Annotated in this window: 16 protein-coding genes; 3 read left to right on the top strand and 13 right to left on the bottom strand. The window is 67.9% G+C overall.

Annotated elements, in window-relative coordinates; genetic code table 11:
* Positions 1 to 18: 18 nt before the first annotated feature.
* Both ACM0PY_RS02295 and ACM0PY_RS02290 read left to right on the top strand, forming a co-directional pair.
* Entirely contained in the window at positions 19 to 2,307 is a 2,289-nt protein-coding gene (locus tag ACM0PY_RS02295) for an Orn/Lys/Arg family decarboxylase (RefSeq protein ID WP_111201501.1), read from the top strand.
* Positions 2,308 to 2,335: 28 nt separating this feature from the next.
* Entirely contained in the window at positions 2,336 to 3,238 is a 903-nt protein-coding gene (locus ACM0PY_RS02290; protein ID WP_180884003.1) for a cation diffusion facilitator family transporter, read from the top strand.
* A gap of 216 nt (positions 3,239 to 3,454) precedes the next feature.
* On the opposite strand, the gene ACM0PY_RS02285 is transcribed toward ACM0PY_RS02290, so the two are convergent.
* The 9 genes from ACM0PY_RS02285 to ACM0PY_RS02245 all read right to left on the bottom strand — a co-directional run bounded on the left by ACM0PY_RS02285 (position 3,455) and on the right by ACM0PY_RS02245 (position 11,348).
* Positions 3,455 to 4,168: an energy transducer TonB family protein gene (locus tag ACM0PY_RS02285; protein ID WP_180895477.1), complete on the bottom strand. Its 714-nt coding sequence runs from the start codon at positions 4,166 to 4,168 to the stop codon at positions 3,455 to 3,457.
* Entirely contained in the window at positions 4,161 to 4,961 is an 801-nt protein-coding gene (locus tag ACM0PY_RS02280) for a ChaN family lipoprotein (RefSeq protein WP_180884006.1), read from the bottom strand. The genes ACM0PY_RS02285 and ACM0PY_RS02280 overlap by 8 nt, the downstream gene beginning before the upstream one ends.
* Positions 4,948 to 7,419 (bottom strand): TonB-dependent receptor, encoded by a 2,472-nt coding sequence (locus ACM0PY_RS02275; RefSeq protein ID WP_180884008.1) that lies wholly within the window; start codon positions 7,417 to 7,419, stop codon positions 4,948 to 4,950. Before ACM0PY_RS02275 ends, ACM0PY_RS02280 begins: the two co-directional genes overlap by 14 nt.
* Before the next feature lie 64 nt (positions 7,420 to 7,483).
* Positions 7,484 to 8,410 carry a FecR family protein gene (locus tag ACM0PY_RS02270; protein WP_180884010.1) on the bottom strand — a complete coding sequence of 309 codons (927 nt, stop codon included), beginning with the start codon at positions 8,408 to 8,410 and terminating at the stop codon, positions 7,484 to 7,486.
* Positions 8,407 to 8,916, bottom strand: a complete 510-nt coding sequence (locus ACM0PY_RS02265) for an RNA polymerase sigma factor (RefSeq protein ID WP_134972634.1) — start codon at positions 8,914 to 8,916, stop codon at positions 8,407 to 8,409. The genes ACM0PY_RS02270 and ACM0PY_RS02265 overlap by 4 nt, the downstream gene beginning before the upstream one ends.
* A 125-nt stretch (positions 8,917 to 9,041) precedes the next feature.
* Positions 9,042 to 9,548 carry a hypothetical protein gene (locus ACM0PY_RS02260; protein ID WP_134972633.1) on the bottom strand — a complete coding sequence of 169 codons (507 nt, stop codon included), beginning with the start codon at positions 9,546 to 9,548 and terminating at the stop codon, positions 9,042 to 9,044.
* A 107-nt stretch (positions 9,549 to 9,655) separates the two neighbouring features.
* On the bottom strand, positions 9,656 to 9,880 hold the full coding sequence (locus ACM0PY_RS02255) for a hypothetical protein (RefSeq protein ID WP_072167453.1): 225 nt from the start codon (positions 9,878 to 9,880) through the stop codon (positions 9,656 to 9,658).
* Entirely contained in the window at positions 9,877 to 10,578 is a 702-nt protein-coding gene (locus ACM0PY_RS02250; RefSeq protein WP_414609359.1) for a glutamine amidotransferase, read from the bottom strand. The genes ACM0PY_RS02255 and ACM0PY_RS02250 overlap by 4 nt, the downstream gene beginning before the upstream one ends.
* Positions 10,575 to 11,348 carry a YggS family pyridoxal phosphate-dependent enzyme gene (locus ACM0PY_RS02245; RefSeq protein WP_134972631.1) on the bottom strand — a complete coding sequence of 258 codons (774 nt, stop codon included), beginning with the start codon at positions 11,346 to 11,348 and terminating at the stop codon, positions 10,575 to 10,577. The genes ACM0PY_RS02250 and ACM0PY_RS02245 overlap by 4 nt, the downstream gene beginning before the upstream one ends.
* A 76-nt stretch (positions 11,349 to 11,424) precedes the next feature.
* On the opposite strand from ACM0PY_RS02245, the gene ptsJ reads away from it, so the two are divergent.
* The gene (gene ptsJ / locus ACM0PY_RS02240) at positions 11,425 to 12,711 is read left to right on the top strand and encodes a MocR-like B6 salvage transcription factor PtsJ (protein ID WP_180886325.1); all 1,287 of its coding nucleotides are present in this window, start codon (positions 11,425 to 11,427) and stop codon (positions 12,709 to 12,711) included.
* Positions 12,712 to 12,813: 102 nt separating this feature from the next.
* On the opposite strand, the gene ACM0PY_RS02235 is transcribed toward ptsJ, so the two are convergent.
* The 4 genes from ACM0PY_RS02235 to imuA form a co-directional block, all read right to left on the bottom strand.
* Positions 12,814 to 13,320, bottom strand: a complete 507-nt coding sequence (locus tag ACM0PY_RS02235) for a hypothetical protein (protein ID WP_069138254.1) — start codon at positions 13,318 to 13,320, stop codon at positions 12,814 to 12,816.
* A gap of 81 nt (positions 13,321 to 13,401) precedes the next feature.
* Complete coding sequence (locus ACM0PY_RS02230) at positions 13,402 to 16,512, bottom strand: error-prone DNA polymerase (protein WP_180886326.1); 3,111 nt, start codon at positions 16,510 to 16,512, stop codon at positions 13,402 to 13,404.
* 6 nt (positions 16,513 to 16,518) lie between these two features.
* Complete coding sequence (locus tag ACM0PY_RS02225) at positions 16,519 to 17,928, bottom strand: Y-family DNA polymerase (protein WP_180886327.1); 1,410 nt, start codon at positions 17,926 to 17,928, stop codon at positions 16,519 to 16,521.
* Between the two features lie 9 nt (positions 17,929 to 17,937).
* Positions 17,938 to 18,552: a translesion DNA synthesis-associated protein ImuA gene (gene imuA / locus ACM0PY_RS02220; protein WP_180886329.1), complete on the bottom strand. Its 615-nt coding sequence runs from the start codon at positions 18,550 to 18,552 to the stop codon at positions 17,938 to 17,940.
* Between the last annotated feature and the right edge of the window lie 181 nt (positions 18,553 to 18,733).

The raw sequence follows: 18,733 nt of genomic DNA, 5'->3' as shown, positions 1-18,733 counted from the left end.
TCGACAAGGAGAATCAACGTGTACTTCAAGTCCCTGGACTACCCGGTCATTGTCATCGACAACGACTACGAGTCGCCGCGCATCGGCGGCATCCTGATCCGCGCCCTGGTGGAAGAGCTGCGCAGCAACGACCAGCGGGTGCTGTGCGGGCTCAACCTGGATGACGCGCGCGCCGGAGCCCGTACCTACGTGGCGGCCTCGGCGGTGCTGATCTCGATCGATGGCAGCGAAGAGGTGGATGGCGAGTTCCAGCGCCTCACCGCCTTCCTGCGCGAGCAGAGTGCGCGCCGCGCCAACCTGCCGGTGTTCCTGTACGGCGAGCGCCGCACCATCGAAAAGGTGCCGAGCAAGCTGCTCAAGTACATCCACGGCTTCATCTTCCTGTTTGAAGACACCAAGAGCTTCATCTCGCGGCAGGTGATGCGCGCGGCCGAAGACTACATGAAGAATCTCTTGCCGCCGTTCTTCAAGGCGCTGATCCATCATGCGGCAGAGTCGAACTACTCCTGGCATACGCCGGGCCATGCAGGCGGCGTGGCATTCACCAAGTCGCCGGTCGGCCGTGCGTTCCACCAGTTCTACGGTGAGAACACCCTGCGCAGCGATCTGTCGATCTCGGTGCCGGAACTGGGCTCATTGCTGGACCACACCGGCCCGATCAAGGATGCCGAGGAAGAGGCGGCGCGCAACTTCGGTGCCGACCATACCTTCTTCGTCACCAATGGCACCTCCACCGCCAACAAGATCGTCTGGCATGGCACGGTGGCCCGCGGCGACGTGGTGTTCGTCGACCGCAACTGCCACAAGTCGCTGCTGCACGCGCTGATCATGACCGGCGCGGTGCCGGTGTACTTCACCCCAAGCCGCAACGCACACGGCATCATCGGCCCGATCAGCCTGGATCAGTTCACACCGGAATCGCTGCAGCAGCGCATCGCCGCCAACCCGCTGGCCAGCCAGGCCTACAAGGCCGGTTCCAAGCCGCGCATTGCGGTGGTGACCAACTCGACCTACGACGGCCTGTGCTACAACGCCGAGAAGATCGCCGACGAAATCGGCAGCGCGGTCGACTTCCTGCACTTCGACGAAGCCTGGTACGCCTACGCCGCGTTCCATCCGTTCTATGAGAACCACTACGGCATGGCCAAGGGCAAGCCGCGCGAGCAGGATGCGATCATCTTCACCACGCATTCCACCCACAAGCTGCTGGCCGCGTTCTCGCAGGCGTCGATGATCCACGTACGCAACTCGGCGCAGCGCGACCTGGATGCCGAGCGCTTCAACGAGTCGTTCATGATGCACACCTCGACCAGCCCGCATTATGGGGTGATCGCGGCCTGTGACGTGGCCTCGAAGATGATGGAGGGCGAGGCCGGCCGTTCGCTGGTGCAGGAAATGCATGACGAGGCGATCGCCTTCCGCCGCGCGATGCTGCACGTGCGTGACGACCTCGGGCGCGACGACTGGTGGTTCAGTGTGTGGCAGCCGACCAAGGTCGAGCGCAGCCTGGACAAGGGCGATACGCCGGCGCCGCTGGTGGCCAAGCGCGAGGAGTGGTACCTGCAGCCGGACGCGCACTGGCACGGCTTCGAGAATCTGGTCGATGACTACGTGCTGATCGACCCGATCAAAGTGACCCTGCTGACCCCAGGCCTGACGATGGACGGCAGCATGGGCACGCTGGGCATTCCGGCGGCGGTGCTGAGCAAGTTCCTGTGGGGCCGCGGCATCACTGTGGAGAAGACCAACCTGTATTCGGTACTGTTCCTGTTCTCGATGGGCATCACCAAGGGCAAGTGGAGCACGCTGGTCACAGAGCTGATGGCCTTCAAGGAGCTGTACGACTGCAACGCGCCGCTGAGCCAGGCATTGCCGACGCTGGCGGCGGACTATCCGATTGCCTACGCCGGCTGGGGACTGCGTGACCTGTGCGATGCATTGCACGCGTTCAACCAGGAATTCGAGGTCGCCAAGGTGATGCGCGAGATGTACGTGGATCTGCCGACGCCGGTGATGACCCCGGCCGATGCCTACAACCATCTGGTGAAGGGCGAGATCGAGCGGGTCGACATCGAGCAGCTCAGTGGTCGCGTCGCGGCGACCATGCTGGTGCCGTATCCGCCGGGCATTCCGACCATCATGCCGGGCGAGCGATTCGGCGACAGCGACGAACCGATCATCCAGTCTCTGCGTATTGCCCGTGAACAGAATGCGCGCTTCCCGGGCTTCGAGTCGGATGTGCACGGGCTCATCATCGAGCACGATGGCGATGTGACCTCGTACAAGGTGGAGGTGCTGAAGGCCTGACCGGCGACGGTCGGCCCTTCGGCGAGCGATGGATACCGCGCGCGAGCAACGCATCCTGAAGTTCTCCATCGGGGTGACCATCGCGGTGAGCGCGGTCGGCTTCATCGGTGGCCTGCTGGTGGGATCGCAGGCCATCCTGTTCGACGGCGTGTACAGCCTGGTCGACGTTGCCTTGACCCTGGTGTCGTTGTCGGTACTGCGGCTGGTGGCGCGGGAGCAGAGCCCGCGCTTCCAGTACGGCTATTGGCACCTGGAGCCGATGGTCGAGGCGCTGGGCGGCGTGATCCTGTCGCTGGCCTGCGTGTATGCGCTGGCCAACGCGGTCATTGGCTTGACCACGGGCGGGCACGAGGTGAAGTTCGGGCCCGCGCTGTGGTGGGCGGCGCTGCTGAGTGCCAGCAACCTGGCAATGGCGACGTTCGTCGCGCAGCGTGCGCGGAGCCTGCGCTCGGCGCTGTTGTGGCTGGATGTAAGAGGCTGGTTGCTGGGTGGGTTGATGAGCCTGGCGGTGGTGCTGGCCTTCGTGCTGGCCCTGGTCCTGCATGGCGGCCAGTGGCACCACTGGGTCCCGTACCTGGATTCGATCGTGCTGGCGTTGATCAGCCTGGCGGTACTGCCAGTGCCGGCGCGCAGTGCATGGAAGGCCATGCGCGAAGTGCTGCAGGTGGCGCCGGATGACCTGGACCGGCGCGTGCAGCAGGTGATGCAGGCGTTCGTGTCTGAGCGTGGCTATGCCGGTTTCACCAGCCACGTCGCGAAGATGGGGCGGATGCGCTTCATCGAGATCCATGTGCTGGCAGACCCCGGCACGCCATTGGGCTCGGTGGGCGAGGTCGATGCGATGCGCGATGAGATCGCCGTGCGGCTGGATGCGCGGGGCAGCACGTTCTGGTTGACCATCGATTTCACTGCGGATCCGGCGTGGACGTAGCCCTGCCTCTTTCGCGCCGGGGCCTCGCCCGGCCAGGTTCTGTTCCCCTGTAGAGCCGAGCCCATGCTCGGCTGCCGTTCGCATGGAGCAGCCGGGCATGGGCCCGGCGATACAGCACGCCGCGATCGTTGCACACGGCGGACTGCTCTGTTGCGCCGGATGTGTTTGACCTGAACCTGGGTTGAGGTTGCAGACTGCAGCACAGTTCCACAACGCCTAGCGCAGGTAGTACTCCACCGGCACCACCAGTTCCTGTGGTGCCTTTAGTTCATCGGGAATGGGCGGTAGTGGCTGCGCGCGGCGGAAGGTCTGCAGTGCGGCGCCGTCAAGCATCGGTTGGCCACTGGACTGCTCCAACCGCAGGGCCAGCAGGCGTCCCTCGCGATTGATGCTGGCCCTGACCCAGGCAGTGCCCTGCTGGCGCCGTGCGCGGGCCGCAGCAGGGTAGTAGCGATAGCGCTCCAGCCGCGCCATCAGGCGGGCTTCCCACTGGTCGCTGGCGGCGCCGGCCTGGAAGTCCGCCGGTGGGGCGTCGGGAGCGGGCGGCGCGGCCGTGACCGATGCCGGTGCGGGACTTGCATCGGTCGCGGCCGCAGGCGGGGCGACCGGCAGGGCTTGCCGGCCAGCGCCACCGCGTTCGCTGGCGGCTACCTCGCCCTCGCGTGCGGCGGTGGGTTTCGGTGGAGGGGGCGACTTCGTGGGTTGGGATGCGCGGGCCTGCTGCGCCTGGCTGGGGGTTTCGGCCTGGCGTTCTTCCAGTGGCTGCGGCGGCGTTGCCGGTGCCAGCAGGCGCAGGCTGATGCGCACGTCCTTCTCCGGCGGCGTCGGCAATGGCGGCGCGGCCACCCAGTGCACCAACAGCATCAGGGGCAACAGGTGAAGCCCGATGCTGATGGCGATCGCCTGCCAGTGTTGGCCGCGCTCACTCATCGTCCAGCACCCATAGCAGGTCGACGTCGGCCGCCTCGACGGATTCACCGGGCGAGGCCAGTGCGATCACCAGCGCCGGTGTGTCCGCTGGCAGGTAGCCCGGCACGCCGGTACCGCGCAGTACATGCCAGCGACCGGCCAACAGCAGCGTGGGTGCCGGTGCCTCGGTCATTACCTGTGCCATGCGCGTGTCGCGGGCCTGTTGCACGGCCAGCATCCCTTCCAGCATCGGTGCTGCGTCCGCATGCTGGGCCAGCACCACGGCCGACAGGCGGTGCAGGGCGGTGGGCATCGGGAACCGTACCGACCTGTCGGAAGCGAGCAACGCATTGACCTCGGCACGCGACAGGTTGCCGCCGAGCAGGGGAATGCCGGTAGCGGTGGCGTCCTGTACCAGCCCGCCATAGGCCACCCACGGCCAGCGTGTATCCCAGCCCAGCAGCTCCTGCAGGCGCGCACCGTCGGCATGGTTGCCGTTGGCCAGCCAGCGCTGCACCCGCTGCAGGCGCGGCTGGCGTTCGCTGGCAATCATCTCCAGCACCAACGCGCCTTGTGGACGCTGCTGCTGCAGCGCGTGCAGCAGCCAGCGCTGGGCGGTGTGGTCACCGGCCAGATCGTGGCGTTCGCCCAGCAGCACTCGCGGGGCATTCGCTGCGCGCTTCACGAATGCGGCTTCGTCCAGGGGCTGGCCACTGGCCAGGTCGATCACTGTGCCGGGCATCGGCTGCGCGCTGACCATTGCGGCCAGCGCAAGCAGGTACAGCGGCAGCCAGCGACGGCTAGAACGCCACATTGACGCCCATCGAGACGGTGCGGCCACGGCCGTTGCCGCGGTCCAGGATCGGGCTGAAGATGCTGTCGATCGAGGCATTGTTGTCATAGGCTTTGTTCTGCAGGTTTTCGATGTTCAGCCACAGGGTGGTGTTGGGCTGGGGCTTGAAGCTGGCGTAGAAGTCGAGGAGTACACCGGTGCCACCGGTCTTGCGGGTCTGGAAGAAGTCGTAGCCTTCTTCGGTAGGCCCGGAGTATTCGGCACGCAGTCCGGCCTGCACGCGCTGCTGCCACCAGCGGCCGCCCACGTCCAGCGTCCAGTAGCGGTCGGGCAGGGCGGTGATGTCTTCCAGGTTGACGAATTCGATGGCGGGCGCGCTGGTGTGCGAGCGGGTCCAGCTCAGCGTCGCGTGGTGGTGCGCGCTGGCGTAGTGCGCTTCCAGCTCGATACCGCGCATGCGCACCACGCCCGGGTGGTTCATCCAGCGCGTGGTGGTACTGAAGTCGTCCACGTCCAGTGCGTCGGTCCAGGCAGTGAGCTGCGGATCGCTGTCGATCGGTACCACGACTGGCTCCACTTCCGGTGGATGCACGATCAGCAGGTATTGCGGCTTGATGTAGTCGCGGATGCGGTTGTCGAAGCGGGTGACCCGCAGCTGGGCCAGGTCACCGTCGACCAGCAGCGAGTCGGTGCTGAGGTTGGCGCCGAACTGCAGGTTGCGCGAGCGCTCACGACGCAGGAACGGGTTGGCGCCGACGCCATCGGCATCGCTGATGCCTTCCAGTGGGATCTTCTCGAAGAACATCTCCTGGACGCGTGGCGGCCGCGAGGTGCGCGAGACTTCAGCGAAAAGTTGCAGCCAGTCGGTGGCCTGCCATGAAACCGCCAGGCTGGGGCTGAGCGCGTGCTGGGTGCGGCGCACGTCGATGCCGCCGCCATTGATCTCCGCGCACTGGCCGGGGACATCCGAGCACACCGGGATGTGGCCACGGATGCCGAAGCGGTCCTGGCGCAGGCCTGCGGTCAGCGCGTAGACGTCGTACTGCAGTTCCAGCGTGCTGAACACGCTGTCCAGCTGGCTGCGGCCCTGCGGGTTCGCGCCGCGCAGGGTGGGGGTGTCGGCCACATGGATATCCGACTGGTGCTTGATGCCGGTGTTCCAGCGCGCCTGCAGCGCGCCGATATCGAAGCGGCTGGTGTTGTCGAGGGTCCAGCTGCTCAGGCTGCTGTGGGTGCGGCGACCGATGTAGCTGGAATCCTCCACGGGCGGATAGAACAGCCGGGTCTTGTTGCTGGCAAAGGTCGCGCGCAGGTCGATCCACGGCGAATAGGGCGTGTAGTGGTAGCTGGCGCGCTGGTTGCGTGCGGAAATCTGCCACGGGTAGTTGTGGTAGAAGTCGTTTTCGTAGTGCATGTGGCTCAGGTCCAGCCGATGCTGGTCGCTCGGCTGCAGGCGTGCTTTCAGCAGCCAGCTGCTGGGCTGCTGGCTGCCCGGGTCGGCGTCGTTCTTCTGCCCACGCGCGGTCGCGTATTCGCTGCTGCGGCTGCTGCTGGCGGCGGCCAGCAGGCCGAACTGACGGTCGCCACCTTCTTCGCTGTGGCGCCAGGCGCCGGCGAAGGTGCGGCCGCTGCCATAGCCGTTGTTGCCATGGCGATAGCCGGCGCGCAGGCCCCAGTGACGGTCGTCACCGAGCAGGTCATCGATATCCAGCGTGCGGAAATTGGCACTCCCGGCCAGCGTGCCTGCGCCATCACCACCGGCGACCGCACCGCGTTGCACGTCCACGCCGGCCAGCAGGAACGGGTCGACGTAGGCGAACGGACCACCGGAGCCATGGCCGGCGTTATTGCGGAAGGTCTGGGTGACACCATCGATCATGGTGTTGACCCGCCCGGCGCCAGTCATGCCGCGGATGTTGACCTGCAGGCCGGGCTGGCTGCGCGAATGGAAGCTGTGGGTGCCGGGCATCGAGCGCAGCAGGCTGTTGCCGTCCTGGCGCTCGGCCATGGCTACGCGTTCGCTGCCGACGGAGGGAGCGAAGCCATCGCCGGTGGCCGGTACATATTGGCTGGCGCCGGCACCCGGTGCCGGGCGGCGCGCGGTATCGCCCTGTACGCGCAGCGGGCCGGTTCGACGGCTGCCGTCGGTGGGTTTGGCCGGCGCCGGTTCCAGCGTGGCACGGCGTGTGTCGATGAAGCGGGGGCGCAGGCCGCTGCCGACCAGCAGGCGCGACAGCGCCTGCGCATCATCGAACTGTCCGCGCAGCGCCGGTGCCGTCTGGCCACTCGGCAATGCCTCCCCGATCACCAGATCGACACCGGTCAGCCGGCTGTACGCATCCAGCGCGCTGGCCAGCGGTTGTGCAGGAAGATCGAAGTGGCGCGTGACGGTCTGCGCGTGCGCGCTGGCCGACAACAGTGGAAGCGGAATGGCGCAGGCCAGTGACAGGGCGAGGACAAGGGGGCGGTGAAACGGCATCGGGAGCTCCAGGGGCTGACGCAGCGCGTCGTCATCCCGGGTAGACGCAGCGGCAGGGCCGATGTCAGGGTGCATCGCGATGTCGCCCGCGTGGCGGCAGCCACACCTGCACGCCCGCGCCCAGGCGGAGCACGCGCACACGCAGTTGTGTGGCCAGCTGGTCGCGGCTGCGCGCCGCGCCGTCAGCGCTGCCGAGCAGGGTGACCGGCTGCTGGCGCAGCTGTGCGCCGATGATCCAGGTGTGGCCGCCATGCCAGCGATCCAGGCCCTGGGTGACCTCGGCCAAGGGTGCAGAGACCCAGTGCAGGCGCCGCTCGCGCCAGGCCAGGGCAGCCCCCTCCGCTGGAAGCAGCGCGGCGGATGCCTTCGCGTCGAATCGCATCTGCTGCCCTTCGGATGCTTGGCGGGTGCTGCTGCCGGACACCACGTTGACGCGGTGCTCGGTGACCGTGACCACGCTGTCGCCGCGCAGTACCGCCAGATCGAATGCGGTGCCCAACGCGGTGACAGTACCGTGCGGGGTATGCACCTGGAACGGTCGCGCAGCGTCGGCGCTGACCTGGAACCAGGCCTGGCCGCGCTCCAGCTGCAGCTGTCGGCGCTGTGCATCGATGCGGACATGGACTTCGCTGCCGGGCGAGAGCAGTACGCGCGAGCCATCCGGCAGTACTTCCTCGCGGATCTCGCCTGCCGCCGTCCGCATCATCTGCGCGGCCGGTGGCGCGGCTTGGTGGGTATACAGGCCGAACGCACAGAGCAGCAGCACGGCCGTACCGGCGTCGTGCAGGCGCCGGCGCTGCCGCCGGAGCTGGTGCCGCTGCAGGCTGGGTGTTGCATCACCGGCCAGCCAGAGCGCCTGCAGGTGCTGGTACTGCGCGGCGTGGCGCGCATCGGCGTGGTACCACTGGCTGAACGCACGCTCGTCACGGCCGCCGTCGCGGCCGTCCAGCCACCAGCGTGCGGCCTCGCGTGCGATCGCCTCCTGGCTCATGCGCTGGGTACCTGCTGCAGCGCGACCAGCGCACGCAGCAGATGGCCGTGCGCGGTCTGCCGGCTGATCCCCAGCTGTCGGCCGATCTCGGCCAGTGCCATCTGCTCCACCCGTGCCAGCAGGAACACCTGGCGCGACCGGGGCGGCAAGGCGGCAATGACCGCGTCGAGGTGGCGCAGCTGTTCGGCATCGAGCAGGCGCTGCTCCGGAAGGGGCGAAGGATCAGCAATGGCGAGCAGCTGCGCGTCATCCAGAGCGTCTTCGCGCCGGCGTTGGCGTTGCCGGTAATGATCGGCGATCAGGTTGTGGGCGACGCGGTACAGGTAGGCGCGGCCGTTGCTCAGCAGGCCACTGGCGGCGATTCTGACGACGCGCAGCCAAGTTTCCTGGACGACGTCATCGGCGTCGCTGCGTTGCGGGAGTTTACGGCGGACATGGGCGTGCAGCGGCCGGTAGTGGGCCGCGCACAGCTGCGCGACATCCGTCGGTTCGACAGGCGTGGACACGGGGCGGGCGACAACTGGGAAAGGGAACAGCCCGCGGCGGCAAGGGCAGCGGCTGCACCTTACAGCAAAAGAGAATCATTTGCATCCATGGGCGCAAGGCGCGGCGTGCATGGCCGACTGCGAGGTCAGCGCGGACGATAATCGCAGTGGATCTGCAGGGCTTCGGTGGGGTTGCGATGCAGCTCGAAACCGCAGTGCTGGAGGCTGCGCTTCACCTGGGCGATCGCTTCGGCATGGCGGGCGGTGCGACGCTGCTGCCAGCGCGGCGGGGTGAACACGCCCAGTGGCAGCAGCCGCAGCCGCTTGCCGTGCAATACCACTGAGACATCGATATGACGGCCATCGATGTCGTGGCCGTTGGCGCCGAAGATGGCATCGACTTCATCATGGCGCTGCGGATAGCAGGCGCGGAACACCGCGATGCCGAGCCAACGCACGCCACGACGGAAGCTGCCGAGCCGGCTGTGGGTTGGTTTGAAGCCGCGCGTGACGAGCAGGCGCAGCCCGGCAGGCAGCAATGCCTGCACGTCGAGCAAACGTTGCAGTGCCTCTTCTTCCAGTTGGATGCGGGTGGAGGGCCAGCGCGGTGCGATGAGCAGTCCGTGGTGGCGGCCGCGTTGCAGGGTCAGCATGGGCCAAGCCTCGCATGCGGGCGAACAGCCGGGGTAGTGCCGGCCGCTGGCCGGCAAATCTGTTCCCGTCGGGTGCCGGCCGCTGGCCGGCACTACCGTGATGATCGTCAGAGGTCGCGGTACTGGATCTGCGAAGCCAGTACGCGCAGGCCATCGGCATTGCTGGACAGGATGCGCTCTTCGCTGATGCCTTTCTGCCGTTTCAGCTGGAAGCCCTGGGCTGCAGGCAGCTGCGCGGCGATGCTGTCCATGCGCTGCAGGGCATCAGGCCCGCTGCAGTCGAAGTGGCCCCAGTAGGCGCCATCGCGGTGGATCTGCAATCGGTAGTTCATCGCGGTAGCTCCGGCAGGTCCTGCAGCCAATGGTCGAACATCGCGGTGGCGGCCGCGGCCAGTGGCGCGCCATAGCGACGCGCCTGCGTGCGCAGGTCGTTCGGATCGATGCCGGCCTGCGCCAGCTCCAGGGTGTGACCGATCAGCCTGCGCTCGAACTGGCGCGCGTCCAGCTCCGGATGGCATTGCAGTGCCAACGCATGGTTACCGATGGCAAAGGCTTGATGGCGGCAGGCCGGCGTGCTGGCCAGGCGGCGTGCACCCGCCGGGAGTTCGAACGCCTCGCCATGCCAATGCAGCACCGGAATGCCCTGCAGGGCCTGCAGTGGCGAGCGCTGGCCGTCATCGGTGAGCAGCAGCGGCGAAAAGCCGATCTCCTTGCCGCCACTGGCGGCGACGTCGGCACCGAGTGCACGCGCCATCAGCTGCGCGCCCAGGCAGATGCCCAGCGTGGGCCGCTGCTGCTGCAGCCGACATTGCAGCAGCGCGATGCTGTCATTGAGGAAGGGATAGAGATCAACGTCGTTGACGCTGACCGGACCGCCCAGCACCACCAGCAGGTCGGCGGCTTCGGCCGGATCGAGGGCGTCGACACCGGCTTGCAGCACCTGCAGCTGCCAGCTCTGGGCCAGCAGCAACGGTTGCAGGGTGCCAAGGTCCTCGAAGGCAACGTGTTGCAGGACAACCGCGTGCTTCATGCCGGGGCTCCATTGCTGGGCCAGTAGAAACTGTCCGGGGTGGCGCGTGCGCCGAAGATGGCCTGCCCGACGCGGACCACGGTGGCACCTTCCTCGATGGCCACTTCGAAGTCACCGGACATGCCCATCGACAGCTGCGACAGGTCGATGCCGGGAGGTGCAGTGCGCTGCAGCTGGTCGCGCAGTTCGCGCAGGCGCACGAAGCAGGCACGCACGCGCTCGACCTCGGGGGTGAAGATGGCCAGCGTCATCAGGCCGCGTACGTGCAGGCGGTCGAACGCTGGAAGCTGCTGCACAAAGGCCTCGACGGCAGCGGGTTCCAGACCGTACTTGCTGGGTTCGGCGGAGGTGTTGACCTGTACGAACACATCGAGCGTGCGGTCTTCCAGCTGCAGGCGCTGCTGCAGCGCTTCGGCCACGCGCAGGCTGTCAAGCGCCTGGAACTCGCTGGCGAAGCGCGCCACGTAGCGCGCCTTGTTGGTCTGCATATGCCCGATCACCGACCAGTGCACGCCCAGATCGGCCATCGTCTCGGCCTTGCGCTGCGCCTCCTGCACCTTGTTCTCGCCCAGCTCGCGGCAACCGGCGGCCACCGCCATGCGGATGCGTGCGTCATCGACGGTCTTGCTGACCGGCAGCAGGCGCACGCTGGCCGGGTCCCGACCGACGCGGGCGCAGGCAGCGGCGATGCGTTGGCGCACCGTGACCAGGTTGGCGGCGATCTGTTCAACGGACTGGGCGATGGGCCAGTCGGCGGCGGCAAGGGGCATGCGGGCACCTCCAATGCAGGACGGCCAGGGTGGGATACACTGGCACAGGACAAGAATTATTTTGGCATAGGACAAAATGAAAATCACCGGGCATAGTGCCGAGTCGATCTTCGACAGCATCCGTGATGGCATCGGCAAGGGCCGCCTGCCGGCGGGCAGCGTGCTGCCGCCGGTGCGCGAACTGGCCGATCAGCTGGGGGTCAATCGCAACACCGTGGCTGCTGCCTACAAGCGACTGGATGCGGCCGGCCTGGCCAGTACCGCGGGCCGACGCGGCACGGTGGTGCGTGGCCTGCCGCCGACGCTGGCGCGCGAGGGCAGTACGCCGGGGTTGGCGCTGCAGGACCTGGCCGGTGGCAACCCGGATCCTCGCCTGCTGCCCAGCCTGCGCCTGGCCCCGCCGGCGCCACGGCTGTATGGCGTGGGCACGGTCGACCCGAGGTTGCAGGCGTTGGCACGCGCCTCGCTGGATGCGGATTGCCCCGGGGGGTACGCGCTGGAGCTGACCCATGGCGCGGTCGATGGCATCGAGCGCCTGTTGGCGGCATGGCTGCTGCCGGGGGATCGCATCGCGGTGGAGGATCCATGCTTCCTCGGCAGCCTCAATGTGCTCAATGCCGTGGGCCATGCGCCGTTGCCGGTGACGGTGGATGCGCATGGCATGCAGGTTGAATCGCTGCGACAGGCGCTGGAGGCCGGGGCACGCGCGGTGCTGCTGACCCCGCGTGCGCACAACCCGACCGGGGCCAGCCTGGATGCGAAGCGGGCACGGGCGTTGCGCCAGCTGCTGGCGGCCTACCCGCAGGTGGCGGTGCTGATCGATGACCACTACGCACTGCTCTCGCAGCAGGCCTACCACTCGGTACTGCCGCTGGATGGCCGGCGCTGGGCGCTGCTGCGTTCGCTGTCCAAGCCGCTCGGCCCCGACCTGCGCCTGGCCTGGCTGGCCTGTGATGACGAGACCGCGATGCGGTTGCGGTTGCGGTTGGCGTCCGGCATCGGCTGGGTCAGTCATCTGCTGCAGGATGCCGCCACTTCGGTGCTGGCATCGGCGCCGCAGCGGGCAAAGATCGCCTCGGCAGGCGAGCGGTACCAGCAGCGCCTGCAGTCGCTACAGGAACTGCTGCGCGTGCGTGGCGTGCCGACGCCGTTGCCGATGGAGGGATTGAACCTGTGGCTGCCGTTGCCGGCCGACAGCCATCCACAGGTACTGGCGCTGGCTGCGCGCGGATGGCATGTGCGTGCTGGCGAAGTGTTTGCGGTGGCTGCACCAGGGCATGGCCTGCGCATCACCTGCGCGGCGCTGGGGGCGGCGCAGCTGCGGCAGCTGGCCGATGACCTGGCGGCGGTGTGTGGTCTGTAGCGTCGAGCCATGCTCGACGTTGTTTCGCCTTTGTAGAGCCGAGCCATGCTCGGCTGCTGTTGATAGAAGCAGTCGAGCATGGCTCGACTCTACACAAGCAGATCAGGGCGCGGCGTTGGCGCCGGGGCGCACGTAGTAGGACTGGCCACTGTCATCGACGAACATCAGCTCCGGCTTGCCCTGCCAGGACGTGAGCATGGCGCCGGTATTGTTCTGGTGCTTGACCATCAGGCTGGCGCCACGGTCCGGATTGGCGACGACCTTGAAGACTTCGGTGGTGCCGGTGGCATCGTCCAGAGTGAGCAGGGCTTCGCCCCCGCGGTCGCTGGTGCCATAACCGCCGCGCTCGGACCCGTCGGGGCCAAGCAGGATCAGGCCGGACAGCGCGGTTGCACGCGGTCCTTGGGTGCGGCCCCTGCTGAGGGGGTCCGGCACCGGCGCGCCGAGGATCAGCCGTGGTTGGCCAGTGCCATCGTGGATGACCAAGCCGCGCGCTTCGATGATCCGCTCAGGCGATTGGCTGCGATGCAGGCTCCAGGCGGTCCAGCCGGAAACGAGCAGGGCAAGGGTCGAGACCACCAGGGTGGTCAGCAGCAGCACACGGGGCATCGGGTCGTCCTTCCTTGGATAGGCCGACGATAGCGGATGCCGGCGGGCAAAGGCCAGTTCGTTGTGTGACGATCTGTATCGTCAGTGGAAATCGCGGCTGTGGCTGCGCAGTCCCTGCAGCAGCTCATCCAGGCAGTGCATGCGCTGCACGATGACATGCTGCACGCCATCAACGCGCTCCAGGCGGCCATCGATCTGCATCAGCTGGGTGTCGACCAGCACCCGGTGCTGGCGGTCGGCCAGGTGGCGCCAGACCACGGCGTTGACCATGCCGGTCTCGTCTTCAAGGGTGAGGAAGGTAACGCCACTGGCGGTCTGTGGCCGTTGGCGCATGCGCACCAGTCCGGCGATGCGCACACGGCGGCCGTGGCCGTGCCCGGCCAGCTGTGCGGCATCCAGGCAGCCACGACTGCGCAGCTGCGCGCGCAGGAACGAGATCGGGTGGCGGCCGAGGGTGGTGCCCGTGCTGCGGTAGTCGGCCTGCATGTCCTCCCAGGCGCTGGGCAGTGGCAGGGGCACGCGTGCTTCGGCAGTGGCACGGGCCTGGTCGAACAGCGGCAGCCGGTTCTCTACGCCCGAGATATCCCAGCGTGCACGATGGCGATGGCCGCTGAGCCCGCGCAGTGCCCCGGCATCGGCCAGCAGGCCCTGCTGGCGGCGGTCCAGCGCGGTGCGCTGGCACAGGTCGCCGACGTCGTCGAACGGGCGCCGCGCGCGCTCGCGCATGATGGCCTGCACGGCACCTTCGTTGCAGCCGTCGATCAGGCGCAGGCCCAGACGGATCGCCGCCGGCCCCCTGCTGAAGTCCAGCGTGCAGTCCCAGTCGCTGTGGCGTACGTCCACGGGAAGAACGGTAATGCCATGCCGCCGTGCGTCCTGCAGCAGCTGGTCGGGGCTGTAGAAACCCAGCGGCTGGCTGTTGATCAGGCTGGCAGTGAATGCGGCCGGGTGGTGGCATTTCAGCCAGCAGCTGTTATAGGTCAGCAGGGCGAAGCTGGCGGCGTGGCTTTCCGGGAAGCCGTAATCGCCGAAGCCCTTGATCTGCTCGAACAGGTGCTCGCCGTATTCGCGACTGAAGCCGTTCTCCAGCATGCCGGCCAACAGCTTCTCGCGATGCGGTTCCAGCCCGCCACGACGTTTCCAGGCGGCCATCGAACGGCGCAGGGCATCGGCCTGGCCAGGCGTGTAGCCAGCTGCTTCGACCGCCAGCTGCATCACCTGTTCCTGGAACAATGGCACGCCCAGCGTACGCGCGAACACGCGTTCCAGCTGCGGTGGGTAGAGCGGGTTGTCCGGGTCGTTCAGTGCCTCCGGGCCTTGTTCGCGCAGGATCCGCCGCCGCTCCAGGTAGGGATGCACCATGTCGCCCTGGATCGGCCCGGGGCGCACGATCGCCACTTCGATCACCAGGTCATAGAACGTGCGCGGCTGCATGCGCGGCAGCATCGCCATCTGTGCGCGCGATTCGATCTGGAACACGCCGATGGTGTCGGCGGCGCAGATCATGTCGAAGGTCTTTGCATCCTTGGGCGGGATCGCATCCATGCGTCCTTCATGCAGGCCGTGCTGCTTCAACATCGCCAGGCATTTGCGGATGGCGGTGAGCATGCCCAGCGCCAGGCAGTCGACCTTCATCAGGCCGGTGGCATCCAGATCGTCCTTGTCCCACTGGATGACGGTGCGGTCGGCCATCGCCGCGTTCTCCACCGGCACCAGGGTCGACAGCGGATGCTCGGAGATGACGAAACCACCCGGATGCTGCGACAGGTGGCGCGGAAAATCGATCAGCTCTGCGGTGAGTGCCAGCAGGCGCCGCATCAACGGCGTGTCTGGATCGAAGCCACGCTCGCGCAGGGTTTCCGGCAGTGGGATGTTGCCGCCCCAGTGGTCCATCGCCGCGCCCAGCTCGTTGACCTGGTCCATCGGCAGGCCCAGCGCGCGGGCCACGTCGCGGATCGCGCTGCGGCCACGGTAGCTGATCGCCACCGCGGTCAGTGCGGCGCGCTCGCGGCCATAGCGCTTGAACACGTACTGCAGCACCTCCTCGCGACGCTCATGCTCGAAGTCGATGTCGATATCCGGTGGTTCGTCGCGCTCGGCGGAGATGAAGCGCTCGAACAGCAGGTTGCTGCGTGCCGGGTCGATCTCGGTCACGCCCAGCACGAAGCACACCGCCGAGTTGGCCGCTGAGCCACGGCCCTGGCAGAGGATGTCCTGGCTGCGCGCAAAGCGCACGATGTCCTGCACGGTGAGGAAATACGAGGCGTAGTTCTTCTGCTTGATCAGCGCCAGTTCGTGCTCGATCTGCGTGCGTTGCTTCGCTTCGATGCCGCCTTTCCAGCGCCACCGGATGCCGCGCTCGACCAGCACGCGCAGCCAGCTGTCCGGATCGTGTCCTTCGGGCACCAGCTCGCGCGGATAGGTGTACTGCAGCTGTTCCAGGGTGAAGTGGCAGCGCTCGGTGATGCACAGGGTTTCAGCCAGCAGTTCGGGCGGATACAGCTGGGCCAGCGCGGTACGCGGGCGCAGGTGGCGCTCGCCATTGGGAAACAGGCGCCAGCCGGCCTCGGCCACGCTGCAGCGGTGGCGGATCGCGGTCAGTGTGTCCTGCAGGGCACGGCGGCGGCGCACGTGCATGTGCACATCGCCACTGGCGACCAGGGGCAGGCGGTGGCGTTCGCCGAAGGCCTGCAGCTGCTGCAGGCGGCGTGCGTCATCGTGTTCGCGGTGCAGTTCCACCGCCAGCCACAGCCGATCATCGAAGCCGGTGCGCAGCAACTCGAGATCGGTGGCGGATGGCTGCCGGTCCAGCCACAGGCACAACAAACCGTCGGGCAGGCCGAGCAGATCGTCGCGCAGGCAGCGGTATTCGCCCTTGGCAGCCCGCCGCCGACAGGTCGTGATCAACTGGCACAGCCCGGCATAGGCGGCCTGGTCGGTGCACAGCAGGGCCAGCTTCGGACCGTCCTCGACCTGGAATTCGGCGCCGACGATCAGCGCCACGCCATGTGTCTTCGCTGCCTGCCAGGCGCGCACGATGCCGGCCAGCGAGCATTCGTCGGTGATCGCCAACGCGCGGTAGCCCTGGCCAGCGGCGCGCGCGAACAACTCTTCGGCGGTTGAAGCACCGCGCTGGAAACTGAAGGCCGACAGGCAGTGCAGTTCGGCGTAGCCGGGCAGTTCGCTGTGCATGGCGGCTCAGCCGAACCAGCCGTGCAGCATCCACGGCGCATGCGGATCGTTGCGCACGCGGAAGGCCCAGCCGCGCTGGCCATGCGCGGTTTCCACCACGTAGTAGTCGCGGCGCGCGTCAGCCTGGTCCCACCAGCCCGATTCGATCCGCTCCGGCCCGGCGATGATGCGCAGGCGCGGGTCACGCAGCGGCTGTGGAGCGTCCAGCAGCCAACCGGGGCGCAGTGGCCAGTATGCCGGTGGCCTGGCTGCTGGCTGGGTGCCGCTGGCGCGTTCGGGGCGATGGTCGGCCTGCACTGCCAGCGGCTGCACGGCGTCATCGCCGAGCCGCGCGCGCAGGCGCTCACGCAGCTGGTTCCACGGCATCGCCTGCGCCGGACGGGTATCGAACAGGTCACGCGCGGCGGGCACGAACGGCGGCAGCTGTTCGGCCTGCAGGCGCAGTGCGCGGCTGCCGGCCGGCAGGGCGAACGCTTCCATGCGGTTGCGTGCGATCTCGAACAGCAGCGTGGGATCGCGCTCGGGCGCCAACAGGCCGATGGTCAGCACGCTGGCCGGCAACAGGTCATGCTCGAAATGCAGGTCGAAGCGCTGCACGCCGCCATCGCGCGAGCACAGGAAGGCGGCCAGGTCGAGCAGCAGGCGGCGCAGCGGGAACAGCAGGGCCTGGCTGGATTCGATCTCGTATTCGAATTCGATGCGCGCATCGAAACGGTCCGCTGGCTGGTAGTAGCGCAATGGCGCGGTGGGCAGCCCGCGCAATGCATCCAGCTGCTGCAGGACCTCGGGGGCGAAGCGCCGGGCCAGGCTGTCGCGCGGCAGCTTGAGCACCGCCCCCAGCGTGCGCAGGCCGGAACGGCCAAGCACGGTCACTGCCTCGCTGGGCAGGCCGCAACGTGCCAGGGGCAGCTGCGCCAGCGCCGCCGGCAGCTGCTGCGCATCAAGGCCGAGGCCATCGTGGACGTTGGCCAGCACGCGCGCGGCATGTGGGGTAGGCGCGGCCACCAGGCGGTGGCGGAAGCCGAGTTCGTGCAGTTCGTTGCGCAGGCGCTGCTGGATCGTCAGCCAGTCACCGAACAGGGCGCGGCTGGCACCGATTTCCAGCACCAGCGCATGCGGAAAATCGAGGCTGACCTGCGAGCTGTAGGCATAGGCCCAGCTGGCCAGCAGCTGCCGGGTGTGCTGTTCGGCATTGGGGTCGTAGTCGTGCAGGTGCATGTCCTGCACCAGTACCTGTGCAGCCGACAGCAGCATGCCCGGGCGCAGCCCTGCTGCACGTGCCGAAGGGCTGACCGCGCGCAGCACGCGACGCTGCGCCGGCCCCTGCAGCAGTACCAATGGCCGCTGTGGGTCGGGCTGCAGGCGCAGCACGCTGTCCAGCGCCAACTGCGGCAACAACAGGCAGGCCCAGTGCATGGCGCGTCCTCAGTGGGCGATGGCCAGCGGCAACGGTTGTGCCGGCGGCAGGCCGCCACGGCACTTCAGCACCCGCACCTGGCCGTGGTCGAGCTGCAGGCGCAGGCTGGCCGGGGAAGGATTGCGCGCGGCCTGCGCCTCGCGGAACACGAAGCCCAGGCACTGGCCGCTGTCGGCGGCCACCTGCAGGCGGCGCAGGGCGCGGTCGTCGGCTTGATGCGGCCAGCACAGTACCGCCGCGCAGGCCGCAGAGCGCAGGCACTGTTCGGCGGCCCACAGTGCCTGCTTCGGCGTGGCCTGGATGACCTGCAACTGGGCCAGTTCCAGCCCGGCCGCTGCCCAGGCCGGAGCGTGCGGGCGATAGGGCGGAGCGACCAGCACGATCGGGCGGTCGCGCTGGCTCAGCCTGGCCAGTGTCGGCCAGACCAGCGCCAGTTCGCCAACGCCGGGCGCCGCCTGCAGTACCTCGCACAGTCCGCTGGCCGGCCAGCCACCGCCGGGCAGGCGTGCATCCAGTGCCGGATGGCCGCTGGCCAGATGGTCGCTGGCGGGGCCCTGGCGGGCCGGGCCACGCCACAGCTGGCGCCCGTCCAGCAGCCGGTCGAGGGCGACGACGGCACCCATCAGTCAGCCCTCCAGGGGAGGCGCCGGGCGGGCTGGAAGCGGCAGGAACGGGCGGAAACGGCGGGCATGGCGCGAGTATCGACGGGCCGGTATCAGGGGCTGAGACCAGACATGCTACTCGCGTTGTAAGTAGAATTACTAATGAAATCGGAGGGTCCGGTTTCAGGTTGCTGAAGGGGGA

The organism is Stenotrophomonas sp. BR163 (assembly GCF_047520985.2).
GTDB classification, from domain to species: domain Bacteria; phylum Pseudomonadota; class Gammaproteobacteria; order Xanthomonadales; family Xanthomonadaceae; genus Stenotrophomonas; species Stenotrophomonas sepilia.
The sequence above is the reverse complement of the archived record's forward strand: the minus strand, read 5'-3'. Positions and strand labels throughout refer to the sequence as shown.

Coding starts and splice junctions, on each gene's coding strand:
- ACM0PY_RS02290 (WP_180884003.1), top strand. CDS start 2,336: ATGGATACCGCGCGCGAGCAACGCATCCTGAAGTTCTCCATCGGGGTG.
- ACM0PY_RS02285 (WP_180895477.1), bottom strand. CDS start 4,168: ATGAGTGAGCGCGGCCAACACTGGCAGGCGATCGCCATCAGCATCGGG.
- ACM0PY_RS02280 (WP_180884006.1), bottom strand. CDS start 4,961: ATGTGGCGTTCTAGCCGTCGCTGGCTGCCGCTGTACCTGCTTGCGCTG.
- ACM0PY_RS02275 (WP_180884008.1), bottom strand. CDS start 7,419: ATGCCGTTTCACCGCCCCCTTGTCCTCGCCCTGTCACTGGCCTGCGCC.
- ACM0PY_RS02270 (WP_180884010.1), bottom strand. CDS start 8,410: ATGAGCCAGGAGGCGATCGCACGCGAGGCCGCACGCTGGTGGCTGGAC.
- ACM0PY_RS02260 (WP_134972633.1), bottom strand. CDS start 9,548: ATGCTGACCCTGCAACGCGGCCGCCACCACGGACTGCTCATCGCACCG.
- ACM0PY_RS02255 (WP_072167453.1), bottom strand. CDS start 9,880: ATGAACTACCGATTGCAGATCCACCGCGATGGCGCCTACTGGGGCCAC.
- ACM0PY_RS02250 (WP_414609359.1), bottom strand. CDS start 10,578: ATGAAGCACGCGGTTGTCCTGCAACACGTTGCCTTCGAGGACCTTGGC.
- ACM0PY_RS02245 (WP_134972631.1), bottom strand. CDS start 11,348: ATGCCCCTTGCCGCCGCCGACTGGCCCATCGCCCAGTCCGTTGAACAG.
- ptsJ (WP_180886325.1), top strand. CDS start 11,425: ATGAAAATCACCGGGCATAGTGCCGAGTCGATCTTCGACAGCATCCGT.
- ACM0PY_RS02235 (WP_069138254.1), bottom strand. CDS start 13,320: ATGCCCCGTGTGCTGCTGCTGACCACCCTGGTGGTCTCGACCCTTGCC.
- ACM0PY_RS02230 (WP_180886326.1), bottom strand. CDS start 16,512: ATGCACAGCGAACTGCCCGGCTACGCCGAACTGCACTGCCTGTCGGCC.
- ACM0PY_RS02225 (WP_180886327.1), bottom strand. CDS start 17,928: ATGCACTGGGCCTGCCTGTTGTTGCCGCAGTTGGCGCTGGACAGCGTG.
- imuA (WP_180886329.1), bottom strand. CDS start 18,552: ATGGGTGCCGTCGTCGCCCTCGACCGGCTGCTGGACGGGCGCCAGCTG.